General features: G+C 57.3%; 18 protein-coding genes and 1 tRNA gene. 12 read left to right on the forward strand and 7 right to left on the reverse strand.

Annotation, left to right across the window (positions count from 1 at the left end; genetic code table 11):
- Positions 1–105: 105 nt before the first annotated feature.
- From AC5S16_RS15270 to AC5S16_RS15280, 3 genes are read right to left on the reverse strand one after another with little or no spacing between them, the layout of a single operon-like run.
- Entirely contained in the window at positions 106–741 is a 636-nt protein-coding gene (locus AC5S16_RS15270) for a TetR/AcrR family transcriptional regulator (protein ID WP_493930951.1), read from the reverse strand.
- Positions 742–744: 3 nt separating this feature from the next.
- A complete protein-coding gene (locus tag AC5S16_RS15275; RefSeq protein WP_493930952.1) occupies positions 745–1,491 on the reverse strand; it encodes an ABC transporter permease in 747 nt (248 codons plus the stop codon).
- 1 nt (position 1,492) lies between these two features.
- Positions 1,493–2,278, reverse strand: a complete 786-nt coding sequence (locus tag AC5S16_RS15280) for an ABC transporter ATP-binding protein (protein WP_493930953.1) — start codon at positions 2,276–2,278, stop codon at positions 1,493–1,495.
- Between the two features lie 363 nt (positions 2,279–2,641).
- On the opposite strand from AC5S16_RS15280, the gene AC5S16_RS15285 reads away from it, so the two are divergent.
- Positions 2,642–3,811: a hypothetical protein gene (locus AC5S16_RS15285; protein WP_493930954.1), complete on the forward strand. Its 1,170-nt coding sequence runs from the start codon at positions 2,642–2,644 to the stop codon at positions 3,809–3,811.
- A complete protein-coding gene (locus tag AC5S16_RS15290; protein WP_493930955.1) occupies positions 3,812–5,278 on the forward strand; it encodes a DUF8832 domain-containing protein in 1,467 nt (488 codons plus the stop codon).
- Positions 5,279–5,287: 9 nt separating this feature from the next.
- On the opposite strand, the gene AC5S16_RS15295 is transcribed toward AC5S16_RS15290, so the two are convergent.
- Positions 5,288–6,199, reverse strand: a complete 912-nt coding sequence (locus AC5S16_RS15295) for a LolA-like protein (protein WP_493930956.1) — start codon at positions 6,197–6,199, stop codon at positions 5,288–5,290.
- Positions 6,200–6,285: 86 nt separating this feature from the next.
- Here AC5S16_RS15295 and AC5S16_RS15300 point away from each other — a divergent pair, with 86 nt between their 5' ends.
- A complete protein-coding gene (locus AC5S16_RS15300; RefSeq protein ID WP_493930957.1) occupies positions 6,286–6,843 on the forward strand; it encodes a regulatory protein RecX in 558 nt (185 codons plus the stop codon).
- A gap of 46 nt (positions 6,844–6,889) precedes the next feature.
- On the opposite strand, the gene AC5S16_RS15305 is transcribed toward AC5S16_RS15300, so the two are convergent.
- Positions 6,890–8,512, reverse strand: a complete 1,623-nt coding sequence (locus AC5S16_RS15305; protein WP_493930958.1) for an outer membrane beta-barrel protein — start codon at positions 8,510–8,512, stop codon at positions 6,890–6,892.
- Positions 8,513–8,825: 313 nt separating this feature from the next.
- Here AC5S16_RS15305 and alaS point away from each other — a divergent pair, with 313 nt between their 5' ends.
- From alaS to AC5S16_RS15340, 7 genes are all read left to right on the forward strand, one after another.
- A complete protein-coding gene (gene alaS, locus AC5S16_RS15310; RefSeq protein WP_493930959.1) occupies positions 8,826–11,711 on the forward strand; it encodes an alanine--tRNA ligase in 2,886 nt (961 codons plus the stop codon).
- A 73-nt stretch (positions 11,712–11,784) separates the two neighbouring features.
- Positions 11,785–11,994: a type II toxin-antitoxin system HicB family antitoxin gene (locus tag AC5S16_RS15315; protein ID WP_493930960.1), complete on the forward strand. Its 210-nt coding sequence runs from the start codon at positions 11,785–11,787 to the stop codon at positions 11,992–11,994.
- 96 nt (positions 11,995–12,090) lie between these two features.
- A complete protein-coding gene (locus tag AC5S16_RS15320) occupies positions 12,091–12,312 on the forward strand; it encodes a type II toxin-antitoxin system HicA family toxin (RefSeq protein ID WP_493930961.1) in 222 nt (73 codons plus the stop codon).
- A 119-nt stretch (positions 12,313–12,431) separates the two neighbouring features.
- A complete protein-coding gene (locus AC5S16_RS15325) occupies positions 12,432–14,810 on the forward strand; it encodes an N-acetylmuramoyl-L-alanine amidase (protein ID WP_493930962.1) in 2,379 nt (792 codons plus the stop codon).
- Between the two features lie 52 nt (positions 14,811–14,862).
- Positions 14,863–15,981: a DUF6599 family protein gene (locus AC5S16_RS15330; RefSeq protein ID WP_493930963.1), complete on the forward strand. Its 1,119-nt coding sequence runs from the start codon at positions 14,863–14,865 to the stop codon at positions 15,979–15,981.
- Between the two features lie 566 nt (positions 15,982–16,547).
- A tRNA-Thr gene (locus AC5S16_RS15335) sits at positions 16,548–16,623 on the forward strand.
- 193 nt (positions 16,624–16,816) lie between these two features.
- Positions 16,817–17,752 carry a tetratricopeptide repeat protein gene (locus tag AC5S16_RS15340; RefSeq protein WP_493930964.1) on the forward strand — a complete coding sequence of 312 codons (936 nt, stop codon included), beginning with the start codon at positions 16,817–16,819 and terminating at the stop codon, positions 17,750–17,752.
- A gap of 26 nt (positions 17,753–17,778) precedes the next feature.
- Here the strand turns inward: AC5S16_RS15340 and AC5S16_RS15345 are convergent, their stop codons facing one another.
- Complete coding sequence (locus AC5S16_RS15345; protein ID WP_493930965.1) at positions 17,779–18,345, reverse strand: hypothetical protein; 567 nt, start codon at positions 18,343–18,345, stop codon at positions 17,779–17,781.
- A gap of 393 nt (positions 18,346–18,738) precedes the next feature.
- Here AC5S16_RS15345 and AC5S16_RS15350 point away from each other — a divergent pair, with 393 nt between their 5' ends.
- Together AC5S16_RS15350 and AC5S16_RS15355 are read left to right on the forward strand one after the other, a co-directional pair.
- Positions 18,739–22,158 carry a carboxypeptidase-like regulatory domain-containing protein gene (locus tag AC5S16_RS15350; RefSeq protein WP_493930966.1) on the forward strand — a complete coding sequence of 1,140 codons (3,420 nt, stop codon included), beginning with the start codon at positions 18,739–18,741 and terminating at the stop codon, positions 22,156–22,158.
- A gap of 146 nt (positions 22,159–22,304) precedes the next feature.
- Positions 22,305–23,381, forward strand: coding sequence for a tetratricopeptide repeat protein (locus AC5S16_RS15355; protein ID WP_493930967.1), 1,077 nt, complete (start codon positions 22,305–22,307; stop codon positions 23,379–23,381).
- A gap of 165 nt (positions 23,382–23,546) precedes the next feature.
- Here the strand turns inward: AC5S16_RS15355 and AC5S16_RS15360 are convergent, their stop codons facing one another.
- The gene (locus tag AC5S16_RS15360) at positions 23,547–24,329 is read right to left on the reverse strand and encodes an enoyl-CoA hydratase-related protein (RefSeq protein WP_493930968.1); all 783 of its coding nucleotides are present in this window, start codon (positions 24,327–24,329) and stop codon (positions 23,547–23,549) included.
- Between the last annotated feature and the right edge of the window lie 16 nt (positions 24,330–24,345).

The following is a 24,345-nucleotide window of genomic DNA, read 5'->3' on the forward strand; positions in this document are numbered from 1 at the left end:
GTGCCCGGACGGCTAGTCCCGCGAAGCGCGTGTGCCTGGACGGCTAGTCCCGCGAAGCGCGTGTGCCTGGACGGCTAGTCCCGCGAAGCGCGTGTGCCTGGACGGCTAGTCCCGCGAAGCGCGTGTGCCTGGACGGCTGCCCTGAGTGAAACCGAAGGGGCCAGTTCCATAGGCTGCTAGAAACGCATCCACTACATGCATTGCCAGATCAGCAGGAATCTTCCTGCCAAAGCGTTTCATAAAAATGTGCCGGTAGACCATAGGTCCCATCAGCAGCGCAACCGCAATATCCGGATCAATTCCTTTCGTCAGCGTGCCCTGTTCCTCGCCGCGCTTCAGCATCTCCTTGAGTTGTGTGCGCGACCGCTCCAGAACGCGCATCCGCCATTGCCGTCTGAAGATCCGGTTGCGTGCCGAATAGGCAATGAGGTGCGGCATGATCCGCTCCTTCATCCTGCGCCTGTGCTCGGCGGGCTGATAATTCAACTGTGCAATCAGGTCGGCGCGCAAGTCGCCCGAATCAAACACAGGCTGCTCTTCATCCAGCCCATGCAGATAGACCAGTACTTCCAGGCACAGCTTGTCTTTGTCGCGCCAGTGTTTATAGATCGTTGCCTTGCTCACGCCCGAAGCCTCGGCGATTGCGTCCATACTGGTCGCATCGATGCCGCGCTCGGCAAACAGCTTCAACGCGGCTTCCAGTACCTTGTGATGTGCGGCGGCGCTCCTTGTTCTTGCCATTGCTTACAGTTGAATCTTCGAGAACATATATGCACCGAGAGAAAGAAACAGGACCGCGATGAAGACGAGCACTATGACGTCATGCGCAAAGCCGAAGTGCCACGCGCCGGTCAGCGCGCCGCGCAGTCCATCGATGCCGTAGCTCAGCGGATCGATGTGCGTGACGACGGTGAGCGCCTTGGGCAGGTTCGTAAGCGGATAAAGTGCGCCTGAAAGAAAGAACATGGGCATCACCATAAAGTTCATCACAATAGGAAAGCCCTGCATGTCCTTGATGACCGACCCGAAGGCCGTGCCCAGTGCGGCAAAATTAATCGCCACCAGGGCAACAAACACCGCTGCCTGCGGCAAAGCAATCCAGCTATGCGGGCGAAAGCCAACAATCAGGCAAACAATAAAGACCAGCACTCCCTGAATCATCGCCACTGTGGCCGAGCCCAGCGTGCGCCCCAGCATGATCTGCATGCGCGAAACGGGAGCTACAAGCGTTTCCTTCAGAAAGCCGAACTGCCGGTCCCACAGAATCGAGATGCCCGAGAACACGCACATAAACAGCACCGACATGCCGATCACGCCCGGCGCCATGAACTGCAGGTAGCTCCCGTTGCCTGCGCGCTGAAAAACCGGCCCGAAGCCAAAGCCCAGCGCCAGCAGGTAAAGGACGGGCTGGCCCAGCGAGGCCACCATCTGCACGCGCGAGCGTACATAGCGCTTGAGCTCGCGCAGCCAAAGGATGTAAATCGTGCTCATGCTATCTCCTCCACATTCTTGCCGCCTGGCGCAGGCCGTCGGCGGCGCTTGCGCTCTCGTCACGCAGCGATTCTCCGGTAAGCGCGAGAAAAGCGCCTTCGAGCGAGTCGCTGCCGGTCTGCGCCTTCAGCTCTGCCGACGTGCCCTGGGCAATCAGTTGGCCGTGGTCCATGATGGCAATGCGATGGGCGACGCGGTCGGCCTCATCCATGTAATGCGTCGTTAGAAAAACCGTCGTGCGCTCGGTTTCATTCAGCCGCTTCACATGCGTCCACAGCTGGTTGCGGCTCTGCGGATCAAGCCCCAGCGTCGGCTCGTCGAGGAACAGGATTTTCGGCGTGTGCAGAAAGCCGCGCGCAATTTCCAGGCGCCGCTTCATGCCGCCGGAAAACAGTTTCACATAATCATTGCGGCGGTCCCACAGTTCGAAGAGCTTGAGCAGGCTTTCAATGCGCTCCGTGCGCACCTTGCGCGGCACGTGATAGAGCACACCGTGCAGCTCCATGTTTTCGTAGGCGGTCTGCTCGCCGTCGAGGCTCGGGTCCTGAAAGACGATGCCGAATCTCTGCCGCGCTTCCTTCTGTTTGTGCTGCGGATCGAGCCCGTCGAGCTCAATGGTTCCGCCGGTGGGCTTGAGCAGCGTCGTCAGCATCTTGATGGTGGTCGTCTTGCCTGCGCCGTTAGGCCCGAGGAAGGCGAAAATTTCTCCCTGCTGCACTTCAAAGGAGATGCCCTTGACAGCAGTAAAGTCGCCAAAGGTCTTAACCAGGTTCTGGGCGCGGATCATTTGGAAATTCTCCGATGGTAATCACAATACTGAACGGTTCAGTTTAGTTTTGTCAACCCGGAAGCAGATGGAGCAGAAGAAACGCTGCCACAAAGCTGTCATCCTGAGCGAACCCTGAACGGAGTGAAGGGGGAAGTCGAAGGACCCCCCCGAGCAGAAAGAGCCTGCCCTGCGTAGATCGAAGAGCTCGTGGGAGGTCGGCCAAAGGCCGACGGGATGCACATCGAGTGAATGCAACCAATGAAGGCCAATTCCTACGAATTGTCTCCGCTATATAGGGGGAGAAGGTGTCCCAGGGTTCCATGCAAATTTGACGGCAATTCCACGACCTGCGGCGTATTCTGAAACCGGGGAGAGCGAAATATGGCGACAACGACCGCAAACCCGGCGCTTGCCTATGCAAACACGCGCAGCGCAGGTATTCCCTGGTACCTCTGGTGTGCCGCGCTGGCCGTCACCTCGGTGACCATCGGCGCGCACTGGGACGTCTCCTGGCACCGTTCCATCGGCCGCGACACATTCTGGACGCCGGCGCACATGGCCATCTATGCCTGCGGCGTGCTCGCCGGAATCTGCTGCGGCTATCTCATTCTGAACACGACTTTCCGCCGCCAGCCTGAATTCGTGGCATCGTCCGTCAACGTTTTCGGGTTCCGCGCGCCGCTCGGAGCCTTCCTTGCCGCCTGGGGAGGAGTGGCCATGCTCACCTCCGCGCCCTTCGACAACTGGTGGCACAACGCCTATGGGCTCGATGTAAAGATCATCAGCCCGCCGCACACGTTGCTGATGATCGGCATCTTTGCCGTGGACATCGGTTCCTTCTTCCTCATAGCTGCGGCTATGAATCGCGCCAACGGCGAGCTCTTTAACAAACTGCAGTGGCTGCTCCTCTATCTCGGCGGACTGATGATGGTGCTCACCATGTTCTTCCGCATGGAGTACACCTGGGACACCCGGCTGCACACTTCAGGCGCCTACATTGCAGCCGCGATCGGCGTGCCCACATACCTCGCCATGTTCTGGGAGTGCTCACGCCACCGCTGGTCTGCCACTCTGATGACCGCCTTCTACACGCTCTTCCTGATCGGCCTGATCCTGATTCTGCCGCTCTTTCCCGCCGAGCCGAAACTCGGCCCCGTTTATCAGCCGGTGCACCAGTTCATTCCGCCGGCGTTCCCGCTCTTGCTGATTGTTCCAGCCTTCTTCATGGATGTGTTGCTGCAGCGCACACAAGCGTGGAAGCCGTGGCTGATCGCGCTCATCGCCGGACCGCTCTATGTGCTCTCGTTTGTTGCCGCCGAATGGCCGTTTGCCGGCTTTCTTATGAGCGATGCCGCAAAGAACCGCTTCTTCGGCGCAGGGTACCTCGATTACGGAACGCCATCATGGTCGCATGAAGCATTGCGCCAGTTCCTCAATCCCGAGCGCGGTCTTGTTCTATGGAAGGGATTGGCTGTCGCCATGGTCTACGCCGCAGTGAGCACCCTGATCGGAATCGCTCTGGGCAAGTGGATGCGAAAGGTACAGCGATAGATGACGAAGTGGAAATTGTGGTTCGGTTGTTTTGTTGTCCTGCTCTTTGCTCTGCCCGCGCATGCTCATGTTGGTAGCCCGGATGTCTATGTCGAAGGTACAGCAGGGCCGTATAAGCTTTTCGTAGTCGTGCGCCCTCCGTTGGTAATCCCCGGAGTAGCCGAGATCGAAGTCCGCACCAGCGCTCCTGATGTGAACAGGATCACCATCACGCCCCTGGCTCTCACCGGCGACGCCTCGAAGCATCCGCCTGTGCCGGATACGATGACAAAGCCGTCAAAGGATGCGCAATTCTTCACCGGACACCTGTGGATCATGGCTACCGGATCATGGCAGGTGCGCTTCGTCGTCAACGGGAGCCAGGGGCAAGGCGTATTCTCCGTGCCGGTTCCCGCAACAGCCATGGGCACGCGCACCATGCAGCAGGGCCTGGGGATTCTGCTCGCAGTTCTGGGCATAATTCTCGTCCTGGGCATGATTGGCGTAGTCGGCGCGGCAGCGCGTGAAGCCCAGCTGCCTCCCGGAGAAACGGTTCCGGCCATACGAAGGAAGCGCGCTTATGTAGCCATGACGGTTACATTTGCGCTGCTCGTGTCCGCCGTTGTGCTCGGAGGCAGGTGGTGGAAGGCCGAAGCAGCCGACTATTCCGCATATGTATACAAGCCGCTCACGATGAATGCGACCTTGCAGCCGGGAAATGTTCTCGATCTCAAGCTCACCGATCCCGGATGGCTGCATGCCCGCAAGCTCGATGATTTCGTGCTAGACCACAACCACCTCATGCATTTGTATGCCATCCGCTGGCCTGCCATGGACGTGGTTTTCCACCTGCATCCCGACCAGACCGGCACAGGGAATTTTCAACTCACGCTGCCCACCATGCCTGCAGGCACGTATCACCTTTATGCCGATGTCGTCCATGCAAACGGCTTTCCGGAAACACCCGTCACAACCATCACGCTGCCGGATGTCCACGGACGCGCTCTCGCCGGAGATGATTCAAGCGGCACCGCAACCGCTCCCGGCACAGAAAACAGCACCACCTACAAGCTTCCCGACGGATACACAATGACCTGGAAGCGTCCCGCAGCGCTGAAAGCAAACACGCCGGAAGACTTCACCTTCGCATTGCTGGACCCGCAGGGCCAGCCGGTGAAGGACATGTCGCTCTATATGGGCATGGCCGGACACGCAGCCTTCGTCAAGACCGACGGCACGGTCTTTGCGCATATCCATCCATCAGGCACGGTGTCGATGACCGCTCTGATGATGGCGCAGTCGCAAAACCCCGGCAGCCAGCAGGCGATGGCCGACATGCCCGGAATGGACATGAGCGGCAGCGAGGCTGTGTCGAATACCGTCAGCTTTCCTTACGGTTTCCCCAAGCCCGGCGACTACCGCATCTTCGTGCAGATGAAGCACGGAAATATAGTCGAGACCGGCACATTTGATGCATCCGTCGAATAGCGAAGCAATCTATTGCGGCTTCGACGAAGGCTGTGGCTGGGATTGCGGTTGCTGCTGATTGCCGGAACCGTTGCCGATGTCCTGCCCGTCAAACGTGATCTTGACCGACGAGCCGAAGCGCTTGTAATTCGCATACTTCACGGTTTCGCGGATATGCACATCCTGGCTCAGGTATCCGCTGCCGCCGGAGAAGTGAAGCACGCCTTCGCCGCGCGTATAGACCGGGAACCAGTATTTGCCGTCGACCTGCTCGCGATAGGTAGTGAAGGGCGGCGAAAGGTCTTCGTGGCCCTTGCGCGTGTCGTCCGGCACGTTCTTGCCGTTCGTTACAACAATCTGCAGGTCCTTCTGGTCGACCCAGATGCGGCCCTGAAAATAGCGCTTGTTCTTCTCAATGGTCTTGGGCTTTACGTCAAAAGCGTACGTGTCGACATCATCAATCTTCTGCTTACCAATGTATGTGAGGTTGTATTGGTTGGCGTCTTCTTTTGTGAGCACAAAGGGCAGCCGCTGCTCGATGTCCTGAAAATCGGCCGGGCTCATCATGATGCGCTGCAGGCTGCTTGCCGGTGCCAGGACAACCTTTTCATAGCGCCTGCCGGTCGGGTCGAAAGTAATATCGGTCACCTGGTAATACTGGCCGTCAGTTTTGCCGTCATCATCGACCGTCTCCACTTTCACGCTGCGCTCGTAGGTGTAATTCCCCATCGCGGCGCGAAACTCCGACTCCTTGGCAGTGAAGTTGTCGATGACCTGCTGCACCGGCACCGACGGCTGCGAAGTATCAAGCTGCCCAAAGCCCTGATCTAAGGGCATCGCGGTGTAGGACACCTGTGCCAGCACGGTTTTTCCGGCAAGAAGGCCGGCCATCAGCAGTCCAGATACGAGTACGCGGCGAACGGGAAGGTGTGCGCAATCCATGGGAAATCTGCTCCATTTATTAGGATAGACGCGTTACCGGGCGAAAGGGGCGAGAAATTCATTCCTGCCGCTACTATTGGGATAGTATGCCATTCGGCCATGCACCCAGGAAAAAACAGCTGCTCAATGAAGCTGCTCTCTATGAATACGCCATCGGCGCGCTGGGCCGCCGCATGCGCACGGTCGCAGAGCTGAAGCGGCTGATGCGCAACCGCGTCGAGGAAGGCGACAGGGGCGAGGCGAAGATCGACGCCGTCATCGCGCGCTTAAAAGAGCAGCGCTATCTCAACGATACGAATTTCGCGTCAGAGTACGCCCGTCTGCGCCAGGAAAATTCCAGTTTCGGCAAGCGCCGCGTGCGTCAGGACCTGATCCAAAAAGGCGTGCATGCAAACGTGATCGCCAACACGCTCGATGCGGCTTACGAGAACATCAACGAAGAAGAGCTTGCACGCCAGCATCTTGCGCGCAAGCGAATTTCAAAACCGGCAAACGAAAAAGAAGCCGCGCGCGTCATGCGAATGCTGGTGCGCGCAGGCTTCTCGACTGGAGTCATCTTCAAGATTCTCAAGAAGTGGGAAGTGGATGACGAGACGTTGTCCGCGCTCGACTCGATCGACGCAGACGATGACCGCGCCGAGTAATCGAAGAGCAAAGGCTGAAGCCACGACTCCAGCCTTTGCCATCACATCAGAACTTTACGAGGAAGGCCCCGGTGATGCGGTTTTCGCTGTTGCGCAGATCTGGCGCCCAGCCCGGCACCAGCGAACCGGGAGTGCCAGTGTTGCCTCCGGGAGGCGTAATGCCGCCGGGTCCGGAGAAGTAAGGCACATTGGCCGCGCGATGGTTGTACTCCAGCCGCCAGGTAAAGTACTGGCTCGGCATGTAGTCGAAAGTTGCCGAAGCGTCCCACGCCTTGAACTTGTCGCCCGGATTCTCTGTGAAATACGGTGTTCCCGATGTAGCTGTCGCTCCATTGATGGGAGGCAGCAGCACCAGATAACGGCCCGGATTGTTGATCTTTCCTCCGCCGAGAGTCAGCCCGAACAGGTCTTTATCGAACCACAGGCGGTTATAAAGCATGAAGCCGAGAAAGCTCTGCTTTGGCCCTTTGGCTGAAGTGCCTGCGCAGCTTACACCGCCGCCATGCTCGCAGCCCATGTCACCCGTGAGCGAGAAGGCCGCCTTGCTGATGTGCCGCGAAGTTGGATCGTCATAGTATTTGTATTGAATGCTGTCGTCGGTGTGATAGCGAACGCGGCCCGGTGTATTCAGCGCATCTTCGCCAAGAGCGTACTGGTTGCCAAGGATCGACAGCTTGCCATTCGGGCGCCACAGAATCTGGCCGCCGATGCCGGGGCGATTGTTGAACCGTCCATACGACTGCCATCCATTCACAAACCACGGCTCAATCTTCAGCTTGTCGGAAAGAAAAATCTGCGTGCGCACGCCGGTAAAGAACCACGGCGTATTTGACGACACATACGACGGCTGATAGGCCCAGTTGTCGAAGTTGTAGTAGCTGAAGAGCCCTACATACGACATGAAAATACCCGCGTCTACATTGATTCCATGCAGTGCATTGAAGTGGTAACCGCCATACGCCTCTGAAACATAACGATAGGCATCCGCCAGGTCCCAGTTGCCGCGCGAATAGCTCGCGTCATTGCGCGGCGTAGTCGTCGAGTACATGCCGAACTGTGTCATGACGCGGGCGCGCACATTGTCGTAATGGAAGTCCCCGCCAACGCCCATCTGTGTCAGCTGGACCTCGTTCGCGCGGAAGATTTCGCTCGATCCGCCAATCGTGTCATCCTTCGGATGGCGAAAGTCATAAGTGTAGTCCACATCGGCACGAATTTCCGGCGTGAAGAATTTCGAATCAAAGGCCGGCTCTTTGGTGCGCGGATTTCCATTCAGCCAGGTGAAGTCAGCAAAGGCGAAGGGCTCGCTTTTTGTGGGCGGAGTTTTGGTTGCAGAAACACTGCTTTCTGCGGCTGCCTTCACCACTGGTGTTGTTGTCGCAGCCGCAGGCGTGGCACTCGAAGCCAGCAGGTTCTGCCGTGAAATCTGCAACTGCGTGGCTGCGTCAGCAGACATGGCATTGCTTTTCATGCTGGACTGGGCCTTTAACTGAGCTTCCAGTTCCTGAATGCGCGTGCGCATCGCTTCCAGCTCCTGCAAGATGGCCGCATTCGTGGAATTGTTTGAGCCGCCGGAATTGTCGTCCTGACTGGCTGCAGTTTGTGCAGGTAAAGGCAGCGCCGTCAGACAAATCAATATACAGGCGGTCATAGCAGCATGGATTTTCATTCTTGTATTGCTGAGCATGATGTCCTCACTCAAATGTGTTTGCAGACACAAGCCAGCGTACGCTTGCTCAGCCGCAAACAATCCAGAGTAGAAAGAGAGGGATAAGCAGACGGTAAGGGCGATAAAAGGAATTTATAAGGATGATTTAGAGTTGATTTCCCAACGATTTATCGGGTTTTAGGCATTTGATTACGATCATTCTTGCATAGGTGGATAGGCCACAAGCGCCACGGCGAAAGGCGGCGAAGCCGCGCCCGCCCGCAATGGCCAGTTGCCGTCCGCCTGCAACGGTCAGTTGCTAGACTGAGTACATATGCAATCCCTGTCCGGTTCTGAAATACGAGAGATGTTCCTGCGTTTTTTTGAGACGAAGGGGCACCGCCGCGTGCATTCGTCTTCCCTGGTTCCTGCCAATGACCCCACTCTGCTCTTCACCAACGCTGGCATGAACCAGTTCAAAGACGTTTTTCTCGGACTGGAACACCGCGATTATTCACGCGCAACAACGTCACAGAAATGTGTGCGTGCCGGCGGCAAGCATAACGATCTTGAAAACGTAGGCTTCACCCGCCGTCACCATACCTTCTTCGAGATGCTGGGCAACTTCAGCTTTGGCGACTACTTCAAGAAAGACGCCATCGCCTATGCCTGGGAGCTGGTTACCTCGCCCGAGTGGTTCGGCATCCCCAAAGACCGTCTCTACGTCACCATCTTCAAGGGCGAGAATGGCGTCCCGCGCGACGAGGAAGCCTACAACCTCTGGCTTGCCCAGGGAGTCCCCGCCGACCGCATCCACGAATACGGCAGCAAGGATAATTTCTGGCAGATGGGCGACACCGGCCCCTGCGGCCCCTGCTCGGAGATTTTCTACGACATGGGTATCGGGGCTTCAGAAACTGGAGAAGACAAGCCCTTCGGCCAGGACGAATCGCGCTATGTCGAAATCTGGAACCTCGTTTTCATGCAGTTCGACCGCAACGCACAGGGCGAGCTGAACCTGCTGCCCAAGCCATCGATCGATACCGGCATGGGCCTTGAGCGCACCGCCGCTGTGCTGCAGGGTAAGATTTCAAACTTCGAAACGGATTTGTTTACACCTTTGATCCGGCGCGCTTGGGAACTGACCATTGGTGATGCCTCAAATGTCAATTCTTTGAAGGGGCACGACTTCAGTCGTGCCGAAAAGTCCTTGCCAACAGATGGGGCTTTAGCCCCTGAGGGCAATCCAGACCTGACCGGTAATGCCTCGCTCCGCATCATCGCCGACCATGCGCGCGCGGCGACATTCCTGATTTCTGACGGAGTGCTCCCTGCCAACGAGGGCCGCGGCTATGTGCTGCGCAAGATTCTTCGCCGCGGCATTCGTCACGGTCGCCTGCTCGGGCAGGAAAAACCTTTCATGCGCGATATGGTCTACGCCGTCCGCGATGAGATGCAGGATGCATATCCGGAGCTGAAAGAAAGCGCGGATCGGGTCGCGAAGGTGATTGAGGCAGAGGAGCGACAGTTTGCACGGGTATTGAGCGTTGGCTCAGAAAAGCTGCAAATGGAGTTTGCAAGTGCTCGCTCCATCCCTTACGAGCCGCCTAGGATTTTGCAAATTGGAAAGGCTACTGAACTGATAAGAGCCACAGATATTGAAAACGAAGAAACTGAGCCAGTGATACAACGGCCTGTCTCTAAGAAACAATCTGTGTTCTCTGGCGCAGAAGCTTTCCATCTCTACGAAACCTACGGCTTAGCGCTCGACTTTATGATGGATGCCGCGCGCGATGCCGGCATTCATTTCGATCTCGAAGGTTTTGAGAAAGCCCGCGCCGAAGAGCAAGCCCGCGCCCGCGCATCATGGAAAGGCGGAGCAAAGCAATCCGCGAGCCCGGTCTACCGCGAGCTGCCGAAGACCGACTTTGAAGGCTACCGCCAGCTGAAAGTCGAAGGGGCAGAAGTGCTCGCCATCATTAAGGATGGACAGGGCGTTCAAACTGCGAATCCCGGAGACGCAGTCGAAGTCGTGCTAGATCACACCAGCTTCTACGCCGACTCCGGCGGACAGATCGGCGATACCGGCTGGCTCTATTCCGACGATCACAACTCCATCGTCGCCGATGTGAGTGGATGCACCAAGCCCGTCCAGGGAGTCTTCTCGCACAAGGCGATTCTGCGCCAGTCTCTCAAGCTGGGCGACAAGGTGGACTCGGTCGTCGACAGCAATTTCCGCGCCGCAGTACGACGCAACCACACCGGCACGCACCTGCTGCACGCCGCGCTCCGCGAAGTCCTGGGCACGCATGTGAAGCAGGCCGGATCGCTGGTTGAGCCCAACCGCCTGCGCTTCGACTTCTCGCACTTCACCTCCATCGCCGACGAAGAGCTGCAGGACATCGAAGACCTTATTAATAAAGAAGTGCTCCAGAACACGCGCGTCGAGACGCTCGAAGATGTTCCCATCGACGTCGCCATCAACGAGTACCACGCCATGGCGCTCTTCGGTGAAAAATATGGCGAAAAAGTCCGCGTGGTCAAAATCGGCGACTTCTCGACCGAGCTCTGCGGCGGCACGCATACCGGCGCAACCGGCGAGATCGGCGTCGTCAAGCTGCTCGGCGAGGGCAGCGTCTCATCAGGCGTGCGCCGCGTGGAAGCAGTTACCGGATTCGGCGCGCTCAACGAATTCCGCCGCGATTTCGCCGTAGCACAACTCGCGTCCCAGCTTTCGCCGAGTGCGGAACTCACGCCCGCCGACGCGCTGAAGCAGAAACTCACAGCTCAGGATGAAGAGCTCAAAAAACTTCGCCGCGAGCTCGAGCAGATACGCATGAAGTCAGCGGCCTCAGCAGTCTCAAACGCTGCGGAGCAGGCAGTCGAAGTGAAGGGAATCAAAGTGCTCGCGCAGCGCGTCGATTCTCTCGACCGCGGACAGATGCGAACGCTCGTGGACAACCTGCGCCAGAAGCTTGGCTCCGGAGTGGTGGTGCTCGGCTCGGCGCAGGAAGAAGGCAAGGTCGCGCTGATCGTAGGCGTAACCAAAGACCTCACCGGAAAAGTGCAGGCAGGAAAACTCGTCGGTCAGATCGCAAAGCTCGTCGGCGGATCAGGCGGCGGACGTCCAGACATGGCTGAAGCTGGCGGCAAAGATGCAAGCCAGCTCGATGCTGCTTTAAAGAGCGCTCCTCAGGTTGTTGGGGAGCTGACTCAGTAACTTCGGCAAGGCAGATGCATCAAACTTACTGCGTCAGTGCTAGACTGACGCAGTAGTTATTTGGAGCTCTCAGATGATGTTTCATGTCACCCTTGAAAAAGCAGAAGACGGCTGGATTGTTGCCGAATGCCCCGCTCTGCCCGGATGTATCTCTCAAGGACGCGACGAGCGAGAAGCTCTCGAAAATATCCGTGAGGCAATCACAGCATGGATGTGGGCCGAAGATCAAAAGGCGCTGAGCTCCATCTCCGAGGAGCAGATGCCAATTGTTGTTGCGGTTTAGCGTAGTGACTTCTTTGCACATATTGACCCTGTTTTCCACACAATAGGCACCATTCCATACATATGATGTGCTACTCGCCTGCACTAACATCAGTGCATGAGCAGGCTCGGCAACATCTCGGGAAAGGAAGCGGTAAAAGCTTTCCAACGTGCTGGCTGGCAGTTAATAGGACAAGTAGGCAGTCACTGCGTTCTCACGAAGTCTGGTATGCGTGTAAATTTATCTGTCCCCCAGCATAAGGAACTCTCTACAGGTACTTTACGAGCACTGATTCGCGCTTCAGGAATGACAGTCGAAGAATTTCTGGAATTGCTTTAACGTTTCATTCCGGTTTCCATCCGGGTTTCCTCCTGTTAATTTCGAGTTTCCTCCGTTGCCTGCTCTCATCCGCCCACCTATAATCAAGATGTCTCTGGCGTGTGCCTCTGAATTTGCTTATGCCGCATCCTTACCGCACCGGAGGACGCACGCTGCTCCTGCGCATCAGCGCAGGAGCCCTTCAGCTCTTTCTGTTCTTTTCCCCGGCATTTGCAGCACAGCACTCGGCGCTCTCTCCTTTTGAAAAAGCGCAACGGATGCGCGAGGCATTGGAAGGCCGTCCCGAGCAGCAGCGCACGCGTCGTGATTACGAACGCATCATCGATACCTATCGCGCGATCTATCACGGCAATCCAGCATCGCCGAAGGCCGATGCCAGCATTCTCGCTGTGGCTGACCTGCTGGCCGAGCAGGGACGCATCTTTCAGGATGAAAAATCTCTGCACGACGCCATCGGGCAGTATGAATTTCTGCGGAAGCAGTATCCGGCCAGCCGCTATCGCTACAGCGCGCTGCTGACGGAAGGCGAAATCTACCACCGCGACCTTGAAGATCGCGACACTGCAAAGTCGACCTTCGAGCAATTCCTCAAGCTCTATCCAACAAGTCCGCTGGCAGATGAAGCACGCCAGGAGCTCGGCAATATCCGTAAGGAAGAAGTTGCCGAAAAACGCGGTAAGCGGCCGGGGCAGCGCGCGCCTGCTCCTGCTGTGCAGGCAAAGTCTTCAGCGCCCGTCCGTACTCTGCCGCCTCCCGTTGCTGTTCCGAGGGCAACCGCGCAGAACCAGGCCGAGACTGTTCCTCAAGCAGTGCCGCCTCCGCAGAAGACCAGGCCTCAGAACGAACCACCGACAACATCTGCTGAGATGTCCGCTGTAACATCTGCCCAGGCGCCTGCCGTCGATCAGCCAAAGCTGAGCGAGGCTGCAATGAATGCGCCTCCGCCGCCGCGCAAAGGCAAGATGCCGCTGGTGACCGGCATTCGCCACTGGTCAACGCCGGTCTATACGCGCGTCGCCATCGACCTGCAGGACGAAGTGCAGTACGAGGCATCGCGCGTCCCCGGGCCTGATCGTATCTTCTTTGATCTACATGGATCGAAGCTTGCGCCGGAGCTCGTAGGCAAATCAGTCGAAGTCACCGACGATGGGTTCCTGAAGCGTGTCCGCGCCGCGCAGTTCTCGAATGACGTAACCCGCATCGTGCTCGATGTGAGCGACGTAAGCGAGTATTCCGCGTTTCTGCTGCCTAACCCCTGGCGCCTGATTATTGATGTGCATGGCAGAAAACCGGGGACGCAGCCTGCGCCCACGATTGCCGCAGCGCAGCCCCCCGCCCAGCCTGTGCCTCCTCCGGCTGCGGCAACTGCGAACACATCATCCACTACGCAGACTGCCGTTCGCAGAAAACCTGCGGTGACGCAACCGGCTCCCACGCCGCCACAACCGCAGCCACAAACCGCAACGGCACAGCTGCCCGAGGTAGCCGGTAATTCAGCCCCCGACTCTCTCAGAGATATCGCCACACTCGACCGCCAGCCCAACCGCGTGAAAGCCACCCGGCGTCCGACTACCGCGCCGGTGGTTCAATCCGTGGCCGGCACAAAGCAGGAGGACGATGATTCTGATGATGATGACGTCGTTCAGCCCCCGCGGCCAGTCCCGGCAAAGAAGAACGGCAAGCCTTCCCCGCAAACGTCTGTAGCAAGCGCAGCAGCGCCGCCGGTTCACGAAGCGCAGCCTACCGCAGCAGGCGAGCGCTCGATGGTGCGCGCTCTTGGCCTGAAGATCGGCCGTATCGTCGTCGACGCAGGACACGGCGGCCATGACTCCGGCACGCTCGGCCCCGGAGGCATTCAGGAAAAAGATATTGTTCTCGATGTGGCCCTTCGCTTGGGCAAGCTTCTGAAGCAGCGGCTCGGCGCGGATGTTATCTACACGCGCGACGATGACACCTTCATCCCGTTAGAAACGCGCACAGCCATTGCCAACAAAGCCCAGGCCGACCTGTTTATCTCCGTCCACGCAAACTCAAGCTCCGACGCTTCCGCGCGTGGAGTGGAGACCTACTACCTGAACTTCACCACATCCGCCGACGCGCTCGAAGTGGCCGCGCGTGAAAACGCCGTCTCCGATCAATCCATCCATCAGCTCTCAGATCTCGTAAAGAAGATCGCGCTTCAGGACAAGATCAGCGAGTCGCGCGAATTTGCATCCGACGTGCAGCAGAGCCTCTACTCCGGACTCGAAAACGGCAACGCCGGACTGAAAGACCGTGGCGTCAAGAAAGCTCCCTTTGTTGTGCTTATCGGCGCGAACATGCCGTCGATTCTCGCCGAGATTTCCTTCCTCACCAATCCTGACGACGCGCATGAGTTGCGCGAGTCCGACTACCGCCAGCGCATTGCCGAATCTCTCTATAGCGGCGTCGCGCGCTATGTCAGCAGCCTCAGCGGAGTGCGCATCGCGCAGGGCAACTCCCGCTCCACCGGCAATTAAGCCTGTCGCTGCATAACCGGGGCCTGCGGTGGTAGTCTCAGAATCAGGCATTATGCTGCGCCGTTTGTATTCCATCGCGTTCTTCGCCGCTGTTTCCACATCGCTTTATGCGTTCAAGGCTCCGGTTGCGCCCGCACAGCCGCCGCTGCTTCCTGCCGACTTCGCCGGATGGCATCAATCAGGGGCGGGGCAGCAAAGCACTACTCCGGAAGCCGCCGACCAGGCAAACGCTCCCGTGCTGCGCGAGTACGGATTCGCACAATTCTCCGCTGTGACGTACACGCAGCCGGACAACAAGCTGAACGTCCGCGCCATCCGTTTTCAGGACGCCACCGGAGCCTACGGCGCATTCACCTTCTACCGCCGCCCCGGCATGCAGAAAGAGGACATCGGCAAGGAAGGAGCCTTCGATGGAACGCACGTGCTCTTCTGGGCAGGCGCGACGCTGGTGGACGCGACCTTCGATCACCTCACAGCGATGTCCGCAGCACAATTGCGTGAGCTCGCCGGCGACCTGCCGCAGCCTGCAGGCACCAGCGGCATTGTGCCTACACTGCCGAAATATCTTCCTGCAGCGGCGCTCGATGCATTGAGCATCCGCTATGCTCTCGGTACAGAATCATACAGCCGCGGCGGCGGTGCGCTGCCATCCGCAATCGTTGGATTCGATCGCGATGCGGAAGCCGTAACCGCGGGCTATTCTTCTGCGAACGGTGGCGGCACGCTTACGCTGTTCATGTATCCCACGCCGCAGATTGCCATCAACCGCGAGAGGGCATTTCAGGAATTGCTGAAGGCAGGCAACACGCCGCAGGCAGCGTGGCCGCAATCACTCGCGGAAAGTTCGCCTGTAAGCCTGCTGGTTCGTCGCAGCGGACCCATCGTCGCCGTCACCAGCGGAAACTTCTCCGTCAACGAAGCGCATAAGCTTCTCGACGCGGTCAACTACAGCGCGAATGTGACGTGGGATCATCCGCAAGGCTACGTCAGCGAAGCATCGAAGACCGCAAGGCTCATACTGGGCATCGCCGCGCTTACAGGAGTCCTCGGAGGCGCAGCCATCATCCTCGGCTTCTTCTTCGGTGGAGGGCGCATTCTGGTGCGTCGTCTGCGCGGCAAACCGCCTTCATCTTTAAACGATGAGCAGTTCATCAGCCTCAAACTCAAATAGCGGTATTCGAGGCAGGCATCTGAAAAATGCACAAAATATAGTGCATCCGTATGCAACTGACACAAAATAAATAATTTGCTGTTTATCCCGTCCTGTTTGGCGAATAAAAGACGAATGTTTGGTTTCTTCTGTCCGCCAAAAATTGCTCTCGTAATTGATTGATTTTTAATTGTTTACACCTTTGGGGATTTTGCCTTGACACCCCTCCGGCGCACCCATAGTATTTCGCCAGAAAGTTCTGATGGCTTTGCCTCCGTTGGAACTATTCTCCCTAAACGAAGAAAGCCGCCCTGTTGCCGGGCGGCTTTCTTCATCTTTGATCGCTTGTTCAAGCCGCCTCACAGCATTCATGGCGCTTAGATGTATTGATTTTTGGCTCAACTTTTTTATTCGCTGCTTCAACCGCAAAGAGAGAAGTTCGATCACCAGGACACAATGACAAAAAGCGCGACTGATCTACAGTTATTTGCACGCAACGAAGATGACAACTGAGCAGAAGTCTTTTCCTGAGCGCTGTTCACGTAGTATACGCACGCGCACCTTTACGATAAAATTCAAAAAGCAAGGCCGACGTAGCTCAGTTGGTAGAGCAGCCGATTCGTAATCGGCAGGTCACCGGTTCAAGTCCGGTCGTCGGCTCCAGGACTGCTCGTCCAGAGATACGCCCTTCGGGCCCACCGCCCAGACTTCCACAGAAATAAGCCAGGAACCGAATTCAGTACCTCTTTATCCACGGATTTTCACATACAGCCCCTTGTGTGTTCATCTGCGGATGCGCATAATCTGCTCAAGAGACAGGGTGTGTTCTGCCCAAGGGAGTAAACAAGGCCTCACTGTGACCCGATACAGCCGTCAGGACGTGCTGCGCATTCTGCGCATCCATCCCAGGCAACTGCGCGGATGGGAGCGCAGCGGGCTCATGATTCCCGCCGATTCCTATACTTTTCAAGACATGGTGCAGCTGCGTAAATTGCGTGATCTGCGCGCCACACGGCTTTCTGCCGCCAGCATTCGCGCATCTGTCACGGCCATGCGCTCGGTTTCAGGAATGACGAATCCACTGCTTGAGGCAGGAACAGCGCGTCGCGGCACCCGGCTGATCTTCCGCCATTCCGGCTCCGCCATGGAGCCAATCGCGCGCCAGTTTGTCTTTGATTTCGATAGCGATGGCAACCGGACGCCGGCAAGTGTTGGCTCCGTCGCGCTCACCCCGGCACAGCGCGACGCGAGAACCAGCGGTCTGTTTCTTGAGGCGGTAGGCTGCGAAGAGTCAGGCAAGTTAGGCGAGGCCGTCAAGCTTTATCAGGAGATTCTTGATATTGATCCGCGGCACGCTCCATCGTGTATCAATCTCGGCACAATCTTCTACAATCAGCGCGAGTTTCAGGAAGCCGAGCAGCTCTATCGCCAGGCCACGCATGCTGATCCGGACTATGCTCTGGCATACTTCGATCTCGGGAATGTGCTCGACGAGTTGAAGCAGTTGCCGGAAGCCATCGAGGCTTACAGCACAGCCATTCGCATCGTGCCCACCTATGCCGACGCGCATTACAACCTCGCGCTTGCCTTTGAGCGCACCGGCCAGCGCCGCAAAGCCCTCCACCATTGGACGGCCTATCTCAAGCTCGATCCCATCGGCCCATGGGCAAACCACGCGCGCGGCCAGCGCCGCAAGATTCTCGACCGCGAAAAGCTCACCGTCGTTCATACTTCTTTGAAAGCCCAGGGACGCAGTCTTCGCCGCCCGGGAACGATTCTCACGCTTGTCTAAGAGCCGTTAACGAACAAAGTGCGTAGTTAACGGACAAGGTTCGGCGCAGGCCATTCATAGATCACCACGCCAAGATTGTTCAGCACCTGCATGGTTGTTTCCACGTTTCTGCGCACCTGCAGACGGTTGGCGCGCGTCTCTGCCGGATCTTCCTCCACAGCGACTACGCGGCCGTAAGGCCACTCTTCCACAGGCAGCGCGCCCAGTGCGTCGGGCAGATCAGAGAGCCGGATGACCAGTTCCTGCCGCCGGGCCCCGGCCGGTTTCAGCATGGCGCTGGGAAGGGCATTGCTGTGCGTCAGGTCGGGGTAGAGAATGCGCAGCGTCAGGTTCTCGCCGCTTACCACCAGGAACGGATTGCCCCAGCTCTCCGCAGTATGAATGGCCATGTAGCGGCTCTTTGCCGGCGGCGGAATCTCCTCAAGCGACTGCCTTGCTGTGTTGACCTTTTTTGTAACGGTAGTTGCCTGTTCCCGGGCCTCGACGACAGCTGTATTCGACGCAGCAGGTTTCTGCGCGCACCCGCTGGTCAGAAGAGAAACACCCAGAGCAGGAATAAGTACGCGGGGTGTGATAGAAAGGCGAATCTTCACTCCTATAAAGGATATCAAGTCCGCGATCCACAAGGCAGTTAAATTTTTATAGATAAAAGTGTGACGGATGCCGTCCCCATTCAGGATGACTGCAACGCGCTCTGACAAATAAGCGATTTTGTATATCCGGAAAATTCCTCTGGAAAAAAGATTTCATTAAAGCAACAGCCAGGTTAATTGCTTAGAAGCTCCTCTTGTCGTTACTTCAAAAATATTCTTGACAACTGAAATTGCGCTCGTGCTTAATGTCCGACGGTAATAAATAAAACCATTTACTACTGGCGAAAACTCGCCAGATAGTAGACCCGGTATTTCTTGGCAGTTAGCTGAAACATAGAAAGAAATAGACGCGAAAAAAGCTGCCGGGAGGGTTTTCTGGAAGGAGGCGTGGGGATGAGAAGCTTGAGGCATCTCATAGCTCTTAGTGTCTTTGCTCTTTGCGCGTTGCTTACGGCCAGCGCACAGGAGAACGCAGAAATTGCCGGTACGGTCACCGATGCTTCAGGAGCGGCAGTCCCGGGTGTAACCGTAACAGTTACAGATACGGCGACCGGCGCAGCCCGCTCGACTGTTACCAGCGGCACCGGGCTCTACGACCTTCCCGGACTCAATCACGGCGTCTACAATCTCACCGTCACCGCGCCGGGATTCAGAAACTACACAAAATCCGGAATCGTCGTGAACGTCGCGCAGACGCTGCGCTCCGATGTGCAGCTCGAAGTAGGAGCAGCCGCGCAGACAGTTACTGTGCAGGCCAACGCGCTGCAGGTGCAGGCAGAGACAAATGAAGTCAGCTCGCTGATCACCGGTGAACAGGTCCTCCAGCTCTCAACCAATGGCCGCAATGTCATGTCGCTGACGACTCTCGGCACCGGCGTGACCAACACACTGCCGTCATTCAACGGTGTCACCGCACAAGGCAGCAGCGCCGAGATCAATTTCAACGGCATGCGCTATGACCACAACAACTGGCTGATCGACGGCGGAGAAGTCTATGACCGCGGCAGCGGCGGCAAGCTGGACGTGGCCATCAGCCCCGACGCTCTGGCTGAGTTCCAGGTTCTCAGCAGCAACTACAGCCCTGATTACGGCATCGCTTCGGGCGGCACAGTTTCGATGGCGATCAAAGCCGGATCAAACAAATTCCATGGCAGCCTGTGGGAGTTCAACCGCAACGACGCCTTCGATGCCGCGCACTACTTCTCGAAGCAGGCGAACCAGCCCAAGCCTGAACTACGCCTGAATATTTTCGGAGGAAACATCGGCGGCCCGATCTTCAAGAACAAGACCTTCTTCTTCGTCAACGAAGAATGGCGCAAGTTCATCCAGGGAGCCAACCCCGCGGTGGTCAATACCATTCCGGCCGAATCTTTCCCTACAGCCGGTCAGGATTTGCAGTACACGCCGCTCAGTGGAAATCCATTGATTGTTCCGCAGACTCAGGATCCTGCCAAGCTTGCTGCCTATGCCGCGGACGGCCTGGTTGCGGGCCAGCCGTTTAACAGTAACAACGGCGTATACACCATCCCCGCCAATCTCCTGGACCCCAACGCAATTCTCTTCATGGGCACCGGAGCCATCCCCAAGCCGAATTACAACGGCAACCAGGTCATCTCATCACCCAAGCAGCCGACCGATGTGCGCGAAGACGTAGTACGCATCGACCACCACTTTAACGAGAAATATCAGCTGATGGGCCACTGGGTCCACGACCAGATGTCGCAGACCATCTTCCCCACCATGTGGAGTGGCGACAGCTACTACACCGTGGGCAACGTCTTCAAGAATCCATCGTGGGGAACAGTCGTCAAGCTCACGCAGACTCTTTCCCCTACTCTGCTCAATGAAACTTCGCTGAACGTAAATGGAAACACCATCAACATCACTCCGGCAGGCATTTATCAACAGCCTCAGGGCTGGAGCGCGGTCGGCATCTTCAGCGGCAATAACGCGCTCAATCGTCTGCCTCAGATTCAATTCTCCGGCGCGCCCAACACCACCTGGACGGCTCTTTACTGGCCATGGCGCAACTCATACCTGAACTACCAGCTTCGCGATGATCTTTCGCTGACCAAAGGAGCGCACTCCCTGCGCTTCGGCTTCGGCTACATGCGCAACGATAAGAACCAGGAGCAGCAGGCCGATACGGAAGGCGACTACACCTTCAATCAGTCGGCATTCTCCATGGACGCTTACGCCAACTTCCTGCTCGGCTTTGCCAGCAGCTATCAGCAGCTGCAAGAGCAGTCTATCTTCCACTGGCTGAACAATACCTATTCGATCTATGCGCAGGACAACTGGCACGCTCTCCCAGGCCTTACGCTGAATCTAGGCGTCCGGTATGACATACTGCCGCACGTCTATGAAAAGAACAACCGGACTTCGAACTTCGTTCCGGCTGATTTCAGCATGGCCAACGCACAGTCGCCCGATCCCAGCACAGGATCATTGAATCCCAACGGTCCTGGTTTCAGCCAGCCCGCCGGAGCTCCCGTTCCGTTCTATCTCAACGGCGTGCAGCTGGCAGGCGTGAATGGTTTTCCCCGCGGTCTGGTCAAGAACGTCTACAACACCATCCAGCCGCGTATCGGCTTCGCCTATGATGTCTCCGGAAACGGCAAGACCGTCATTCGCGGCGGCTTTGGCATGTTCTTTGAGCGCGTACAGGGCAATGATATTTACGGCACCGATACAAATCCGCCGTTTGCGTATCAGCCCAGCGTCAACTCAGTCTACTTCTCAAATCCGAACACCAGCTCGCTTACCGGACAGACCTCAACAGCACCGTTCTTCCCCGGAAACCTTACCAATCTTGCGTATAACTATCCGCCTCCGGGCACCACACAGTTCAGCCTGGGCGTGCAGCATGAACTCGCGCCTTCAACCATCTTCACGGTCCAGTACGTCGGCATGACAGCCTGGGATCAGAACGACGAGCGCGCCATCAATACGCTGCCGCTCAATGATCTGACCCACAGGCAGGCGGTCTCCGGAGGCGCCAATGCAAACCTCTACCGGCAGTATCAGGGCTTCGGCAGCATCACCCAGATCGAGAACGCAACCAACAGCAGCTATCACTCGCTCCAGTCCGCCCTGCGCATGGAGAACAAACACGGCGTGACGCTCCAGCTCGCCTATACCTGGTCGCATGAGATCGACATTCAGAGCGGCGACCTTACTTCCACCAACCAGCAGGGCTCCGGCGGCTCGCTCTCCAATCCGTTTAATCAGGAATACGACCGCGGTTCAGGCACCATTGACCGCCGGCACGTCTTCAGCGCCAACTACATCTATAACCTGCCGTTCTTCCTGCATTCGCCGAATGGCTTTGCGCGAAGCATGCTGGGTGGCTGGCAGCTCTCCGGCATCACCACGGCGCAAGCTGGAAACCCGGTCAACGTCACCTACTCCGGAGCGGATACGCTGGGTCTCGGCGGTGGCACCACCAACCGTCCCAACTTCAATCCAGGCAATAGAAACTATCCTAAAAAGCAGAGCGCATGGTTCAATACTGCAGCCTTCGCTGCGCCCACCGCTCCGTGGGCTGGAGGAGCTAACCAGGGCTTCGGAACTGCCCGCAAGGATGCAGTCGTAGGCCCCGGCCTCTTTAACTGGAATCTCAGCCTCTTCAAGGAATTCCGCATCACCTCCGGCGAAGGCCCACGGTTCCAGCTTCGTGCCGAGTCCTATAACACCTTCAATCACACCGAGTTCAACGGCATCGACAGCGGGTTCACGGACAAGAACTTCGGACAGGTGACCTCCACTTACGATCCACGCACCTGGCAGTTCGGCGCCAAGTTCCTCTTCTAGCAGCAGTAATGCCTCCCTCGCGCAGTGGAGCAAACACTCCACTGCGTTTTCTTTTTGTGAAAGGCCGTGGTTGACTGTTGAGTGTGCTGATAAAGGCCTTACGATTTGCATTTCTCGCCGCCCTGCTTTTTAGCATCGGCGGAGAGATGCTCCATGCACAGACTCAGACAACACAGCAGGCCCTGGCATTCGAGCAGCAGGGTCAATGGAAGGATGCCGAGACAAGCTGGCGGCAGGTCATCGAGCATAATCCGCAGGACGGAACCGCCTATGCCCATCTCGGGCTCGTGCTCGCACACGAAAACAGTTACGACCAGGCCATCGCCGCCTATCGCAAGTCCATTGCGCTGAAAACGAAACTACCGGGTCTCCAGTTGAACCTTGGCCTCGCGCTTTTCAAGCAGGAAAAGCTCTCCGAAGCCATCGCTCCGCTCAAAGCCGCAGCTGCAGAAACGCCGGACAACATGCAGCCAAAAATCCTGCTCGGCATGTGCTACTACGGAACGGGCCGGTACGCCGAAGCAGTGCCTTATCTCGAAGCTGCAGTCGAAAAAGCGCCGGACAATGTCCAGCTAAGAACAACGTTCGCACAGAGCTGCCTGTGGTCTGCGCATTATGACTGCGTGCTGGAACAATATAAGCAGATCATCGCGCTCGCCCCTGAATCAGCACAGGCCGACATGCTTGCCGGAGAAGCCTACGACGGAATGGCCGACCGCGATAGCGCCATCCGGGAGTTTCAAGCTGCAGCAAAGGCCGGCCCCAATGAGCCCAACGTGTATTTCGGACTTGGCTATCTCCTGTGGAAGGCCCATCGCTATGACGAAGCCAAAGCCGAATTCGAGCGTGAGCTTCAGAACGATCCCGGACACGCGCAGGCACAGGCCTATCTCGGCGACATAGAGATGAAGCAGAATAACAATGCTGCGGCGCAGAGCCTGCTCGAAAAAGCCGCGAAAGAGCCCGGCGCTCCTCGCATTGCGTTTGTAGATCTAGGCATTCTCTACGCCAACCAGAATCGCAACGAAGAAGCAGTAGCAAACCTTCAGCGAGCCATCCAGATGGACCCCGCGCAGATCGACGCACACTGGCGGCTGGCGCGCCTCTACGCAGCGATGGGCAAAAAGGAAGAAGCCAAAGCCGAATTCGATAAAGCCAGCCAGCTGCACAAAACCGAGGACGAATCCCTGGTAAAGAGAATCTCCGGCGCCACTCCAAAATAGGATTTCAACAAAAGGCTGTCATCCTGAGCGGAGCAACGCGGAGTCGAAGGACCCGCACGAGCAACGCTCGTGCGAATCGTTGCAAAGCAACGACCGGCCTTTTGCCGCGTTCAATACGATAAAGGGTGGGAAAGCAAGACACTCAACAAGCTGAGACGGATAAAACTACTTACCCTTCCAGACCGCCACCCGCTTATCAAGAAAAGCCCGAGTCCCCTCAACCTTATCTTCGGTAGCGCAGCACAGCCCAAACAGAGAAGCCTCAAGATCGAGCGCCTGTCGCAGTGGCAAATCATACCCCGCATGCACCGCAGCAATCGACTTCTCAACCGCAACAGGAGCAACCGCCGCAATTGCCTGCGCAATCTGCTCCGCGCGCACAAGCAGTTGGTCCGGAGCAACCACTTCCTCCACCAGCCCCAGTCGCAATGCCTCGGACGCAGAAATGATCTCGCCCGTAAGAATAAGTTTGAGTGCCGCGCCTTTCCCAATCAAACGAGGAAGCCGCTGCGACCCGCCATAGCCCGGAATCAATCCCAGCTTCACTTCAGGCTGTCCGAACTTCGCCGCCTCGCTCGCGATGCGAAGGGTGCAGGCCATCGCCAGCTCGCATCCACCGCCTAGCGCGAAGCCATTCACGCAGGCAATCACCGGCTTGCCGCAGTTCTCAATGCGGTCGAAGATCCGTTGTCCGCGCAGCGCCAGCTCCTGCCCTTCGACCGCATTTACCTTGGCAAGTTCCTGAATGTCTGCTCCGGCAGCGAAAGCTTTTTCCCCCGCGCCAGTAAGAAGAATCGCGCGAACAGCATCGTTCGCAGCAAGCTCGGCAATAGCCATATCCAGCTCGCCCAGGCTTGCAGCATTGAGCGCATTCAAAACTTTAGGACGGTTCAGAGTAACGACAGCAACCGGCCCACGCACTTCAACGAGAATATTTTCGTAGCTCATAGCAAACGAGCGAGTG

It is taken from the genome of Acidobacterium sp. FHG110202_01, assembly GCF_059115305.1.